The 4,783-nt window shown below is 35.5% G+C and carries 5 protein-coding genes; 4 read left to right on the top strand and 1 reads right to left on the bottom strand.

All coding sequences use genetic code 11. The annotated features are described in order from the left end of the window. Positions 1-457: 457 nt before the first annotated feature. Positions 458-646, bottom strand: coding sequence for a hypothetical protein (locus AC1DSL_RS15880; protein WP_477532927.1), 189 nt, complete (start codon positions 644-646; stop codon positions 458-460). A gap of 96 nt (positions 647-742) precedes the next feature. Here AC1DSL_RS15880 and AC1DSL_RS15875 point away from each other — a divergent pair, with 96 nt between their 5' ends. The 4 genes from AC1DSL_RS15875 (at position 743) to AC1DSL_RS15860 (ending at position 4,740) form a co-directional block, all read left to right on the top strand. After that, complete coding sequence (locus tag AC1DSL_RS15875; protein ID WP_477532926.1) at positions 743-892, top strand: hypothetical protein; 150 nt, start codon at positions 743-745, stop codon at positions 890-892. Next, the gene (locus AC1DSL_RS15870; protein ID WP_477532925.1) at positions 846-1,373 is read left to right on the top strand and encodes a hypothetical protein; all 528 of its coding nucleotides are present in this window, start codon (positions 846-848) and stop codon (positions 1,371-1,373) included. The genes AC1DSL_RS15875 and AC1DSL_RS15870 overlap by 47 nt, the downstream gene beginning before the upstream one ends. 188 nt (positions 1,374-1,561) lie before the next feature. Then, positions 1,562-2,434, top strand: coding sequence for a hypothetical protein (locus tag AC1DSL_RS15865; RefSeq protein WP_477532924.1), 873 nt, complete (start codon positions 1,562-1,564; stop codon positions 2,432-2,434). Beyond that, a complete protein-coding gene (locus tag AC1DSL_RS15860) occupies positions 2,431-4,740 on the top strand; it encodes an FtsK/SpoIIIE domain-containing protein (protein WP_477532923.1) in 2,310 nt (769 codons plus the stop codon). Before AC1DSL_RS15865 ends, AC1DSL_RS15860 begins: the two co-directional genes overlap by 4 nt. Positions 4,741-4,783 lie beyond the last annotated feature (43 nt).

The raw sequence follows: 4,783 nt of genomic DNA, 5'->3' as shown, positions 1-4,783 counted from the left end.
GGCGGTTATTGATTACCCTATTTTGTTAATTAAATTTGTCTTCCTATTAAGTAATTTTTTTAACCGATTACTTTTGAATTATTTTTCAATCTAAAAGACTTTTTTGTAATCTTAAAGATGAATACTACATAAGATGAGTCAAACATGAAAAAATGTTTTGAACAATTCAAAATTATTTGGAACAGGTTGATGTCGAAGTGAATAAGATAAATCAACAAGGATGGTGGTCGAGTTTAAACAACAATTGCTCATTACTTTCATTCTAAATACTGAACAACAAGTAAGAAGGAGTGGCTCATGATTCAATCAAATTATCAAATTATCAAATTATCATCTTATCAACGACCAAAAACCCCTAATTATCACAACAAACAGGGGATTCTCTTCGATAATAAGAAGAAAATCCCCTTGCAAAAACACACCTTACATCTATATAAAACCCATTAGGATTGCTTAGTCAACTTCTTCCAGTTTTCTGAGGCTCATTAAAGACATGATACACTTCCAACTTTGCTAAAATTTTCTCAACAGATTCTTTGCTCATTCGAAGCTCCTTAAAAACGTAAGGATCAACACACTCTAAATTAATTTTCCAGTTTGGGTCTGGTTGATGTAGCCATTCAGCAAAGCTCATTGAATAATTCATTTGTGAGTTCCCCCTGTTTTTAGTGAATGATTTTTCGTTAAGCTTATGATGTCCAAAGAAAAGGATTTAATACATCAAAAAAGAGGAGAATTATAAATGTCAGGTATTGTTATTTTAGCTACACAGTTAGGTATTGCACTTGGTAGTTTCGTAGGAATGTCAAAATTAATGACTTGGTATCACAAAGGAGGAGAAAAACATGGCAACGTTAACAGCACAATCAAAAAACCTAATCACCTTCAATGATGGATACCGAGTAAAAATATGTAACTCTGATTCTCCAACAATTCCAGCTTTTATGGAGGTACTTGCAAAGGAGGTGAAAAATCAACCCAAGCATATACAGAAACGTTTTTACAAAATTTTGAGAAACAGCTATCTTGTAGCTCTTCCCTTACTAATTACACCACAAGCTCATGCACAGAAAATAGGCTTTCCAAAGCTAGACGAAGCAGAGGGATTGGAGATATTACCTCCCGAAATATTGAACATTCTCATAGAACTAATCATAGCAGCAGGGATTTTAGGGGTTGCATTCGCAATTCTTTGTCTAATGATCGCTGGAGGATACCGAATGATAGGTCAGAAAATGAAAGCACAAAGTTGGTCAACAGACATAATAACTGGATTAGGGCAAATTCTGTTAGCTCCCGTAATCATACTGATACTAGTGACAGTAACAAGTCTAGTATTCCGAAACGTTCCGGGGTTAGACCTCTTCTTCTAGCATCAAGTATTCCATTCGCTACCCTATTCTCAAAACCTACTCGCGCTTCTGCATCCATCCTCGATAAACTAAATCCTATTCCAATTGAAACACGAGAGCAATTTGCAAGAATTGTAGAGTCCATTGATAAGACAATACAGTGGTGTAAGGACATTAAAATACATGCTACACAATGGTCAATTGACTTAATGGTGTGGAGCTATGATGCTATTACAAGTGTAGTATTACACACACCACTCTTCTTATTCGACAGTGATTGGTTCAAAGAAAACATTGCCATGTYCACAGGATTATCATTGGGAATGAGTATGATTTTAGCTATACATGAAGGATACAAACGTATGTTAGGACACTTCTTTAAAACGAAACCACAAATAGATGCAACTCACACTGACATGGGGCGTATTTCAAGAAGACTTCCTTTAGTTTTATTGGGGTCATCCTTAGCACCTGCTGGATTTTTCTATGGATTTCAAGGAATCAATTGGCTAACAAACGCAATAATTAATATTGGTAAAAACCAAATGGCAGCAGGAATAAGTGGAATTGAATTTAATACAATATCTTGGACTGAAATGTTCGTATTCCTTGGGTTTGATATTGCATTAATCGGAATGATGATTCCCATCTTCCTACAAAATTTCCGTAGATGGTTCGACTTAATGGCTTTGGGTGTAATGACACCTGTTGCATTATCATGTTGGATGTTTAAAGCACATGAGCACTACTTTAGGTCTTGGTGGAATCATATTAAGAAATGTTCAATGACTCAACTTGTATATGGAGTGTTTTTACTAATCATCGGCAGTTTAATGTTTGGCACAAAAGTCCCCGAAACATCATGGGAAGTGGTTATAAAAATAGGCGTGATTATAGGCGGTTTATGGAGAATGGCGAATCCTCCTAGCATTGTGAAAAACTACATTGAGAATGGTGCAGACATTACAGATATGTGGCATGGAGCAGGTAAATCATTTGATAAGAAATCAGTGGTAGGTAAAACCGTGAATTTAGTGAAAAACTTAAAAGGTAGAAAATTGATGGGAGGGTCAGCAACATGAGTATGATAAATTTCAAGCGAATTATGCAGCCTAGTGTTACTCAAAACGATAAAAATAGATCATACACCCTCCCCTCTTTTTCTCGAAATGAAGCCAAGAATTTACTTTCTGAAGAACTAGCAGGTGGAGGAGTATTTGGGATTGAAGCACATCGCTCACCAATCGATGAATCTTTCACCTTCTTTTCTCCACCTCAATACAAAACAAATTGGACTGTCAGTGAGCGTGATTCAATATTCTCCACGCTTCCTGACAAATCCAATGACACTACTTATGTTCAATTGTTTACTTCAAAATCTTCACTTTATCCAATTGAGATGAATGAAACTAAGTCGTTTTGGGAGATGGTTTGCTCTGTTTGTCCGAAACATATTACAGTCATGTATCAACTTGTTCTTGCAATTCGACAAGATAATTGGAAAGAAAGATTGCAAGAACAATATGATGACTATCTGAATGGTATTGAACAACCTTCTAATAAGAAAGTGTTCCGTAAACTACAACGGAATATTAATGAAAAATTAGATGGCATACTGCAATGGGAATATAAAAACCCACCAATTTCAGAATTAGACAGAAAGCTAAAAGAAAATGGATTCCGCCATAATATTCGTCTAATTTTTTACGGTGGAACTAAGAAGGAGAGAAATATAGTTGTTGAGCAGATTAGTCAGAAGTTGGAGGATTCTGCTTACACAAATGGTTGGAGTGTGAACAATTATTTCATATTAGGAGATGTGATACAGAACATAAAAAATCGAAAGTTAGACAATCAAGGTAAGCAACAAGTGTTATCTGTATCTGAAATACTTCCATTTTTGATGTCCGATCATGTAGTCCACATTGAGCAGCCTTCAGCACAACTAGTGAAATCAACAAGAAGAAGTAAAATGATAAGTAATCCATTTGAGTTGCTTCCAATGGGAGATGAATTAAAAGAAGTAAATGGTAAGCATATAGCCGAAAAATTCATCTACGCACTAAAAGAGCTAAAAGKAATTAAGAGTGAAATGGTCGCTAAACGAGTACAGAGTGGATCAACTTTAGTCAAGGTAACTTTCAATCTGCCAAAAGGATTAAAATTATCGGAGTTAAATAAAAAGTCAGTCACTGAAGATTTGCAGACGTTTATGGGAGTCAAAAATCTACGAATTAGCCAAGGAGCTGAAGTTGGAGAAATTGATGTGTGGTTGCCATTAGAAGAAAGACAAAATGCATTCTTACGGAATTATGTAGATACTCCTCTGTTCCGTGATTTCGCCAAAGATAACCCACTACCATATTTAGTTGGAATAGACGAGATAGGAAATCCGATTTTCCAATGTCTAAATAAGAACAGGCATTTGCTTGTGGCAGGGACTACAGGATCAGGCAAATCAGTCTGGGTTAATCAAATGATTCTAACATTGCTGCTAATGAGAAAACCTGAAGAATTATTATTCTATATGGTGGATGTGAAACAAGTTGAACTGAAAATCTATGAAAAATTTCCCCATATACAATCAGTCATTACAGATGCAGATGAATCAATCGCATTATTAAAGCAATTAATCAAGGAGATGAACAGACGATATACGCTATTCAAAGAAGCTGAAGTGAAAAATATTGGATTGTTTAATAAGAAGCATCAAGATAAATCATTGCCTTATATCGTGTGTGTTATTGATGAGTATGCGGAACTCGCATTGCGTAATGATGAAGTACATGATTTAGTCCAAAGTTTAACACAGCTTTCTAGAGCAGCAGGAATTCATTTAGTAATTTGTACACAACGTCCTTCAGTTGACGTAATCACAGGGACAATTAAATCCAATTTGCCTAGTAAAATCGGTTTCCGTTGTAGCAATGATACCAGCTATAGAACATTTTTAAATACCAAACCACCTTTTGAGCTACTAGGAGACGGTGACGGAACGATGAGTTTTGAGGGACAGAGAGAAGAACATATGCGATTCCAAGGATGTTTGATTGTCGATGATCCAAAGAATGAAGGATTTGAATCTGATTTGATTAATAAGATTTCAGAAAGTATGGATGATGATAAGATGGATGTAGAATTACCAGAAGTGTTAGAAGAGGAGGAAGAAACTGAGTTAGATAAATTGAGAAAGCTAATCACTGAAACTGGCGAAACACGAGTTAGCCACCTTCAGAAGCTGATGAAAATAAATATTAATCGACTTAATGAGCTTATGAAAGAACTTTGTGACGAGAATTTTTTAGAAAAAGGCGAAAGTAGACAACAAGGTTACAAATTGAGTCAATCAGCTCCAAAGGAAAGAGAAATCATAAAATGGACGCTTTGATTTAATTTGTGAAAAAGTTTGTGAAATTTGACATGCTCTAAAC

The sequence above is a fragment of the Paenisporosarcina sp. P4_D4 genome, assembly GCF_056401835.1.
Note: the sequence above shows the minus strand (reverse complement) of the source record. Positions and strands in the feature narration are given on the sequence as shown.

Coding starts and splice junctions, on each gene's coding strand:
- AC1DSL_RS15880 (WP_477532927.1), bottom strand. CDS start 646: ATGAATTATTCAATGAGCTTTGCTGAATGGCTACATCAACCAGACCCA.
- AC1DSL_RS15875 (WP_477532926.1), top strand. CDS start 743: ATGTCAGGTATTGTTATTTTAGCTACACAGTTAGGTATTGCACTTGGT.
- AC1DSL_RS15870 (WP_477532925.1), top strand. CDS start 846: ATGGCAACGTTAACAGCACAATCAAAAAACCTAATCACCTTCAATGAT.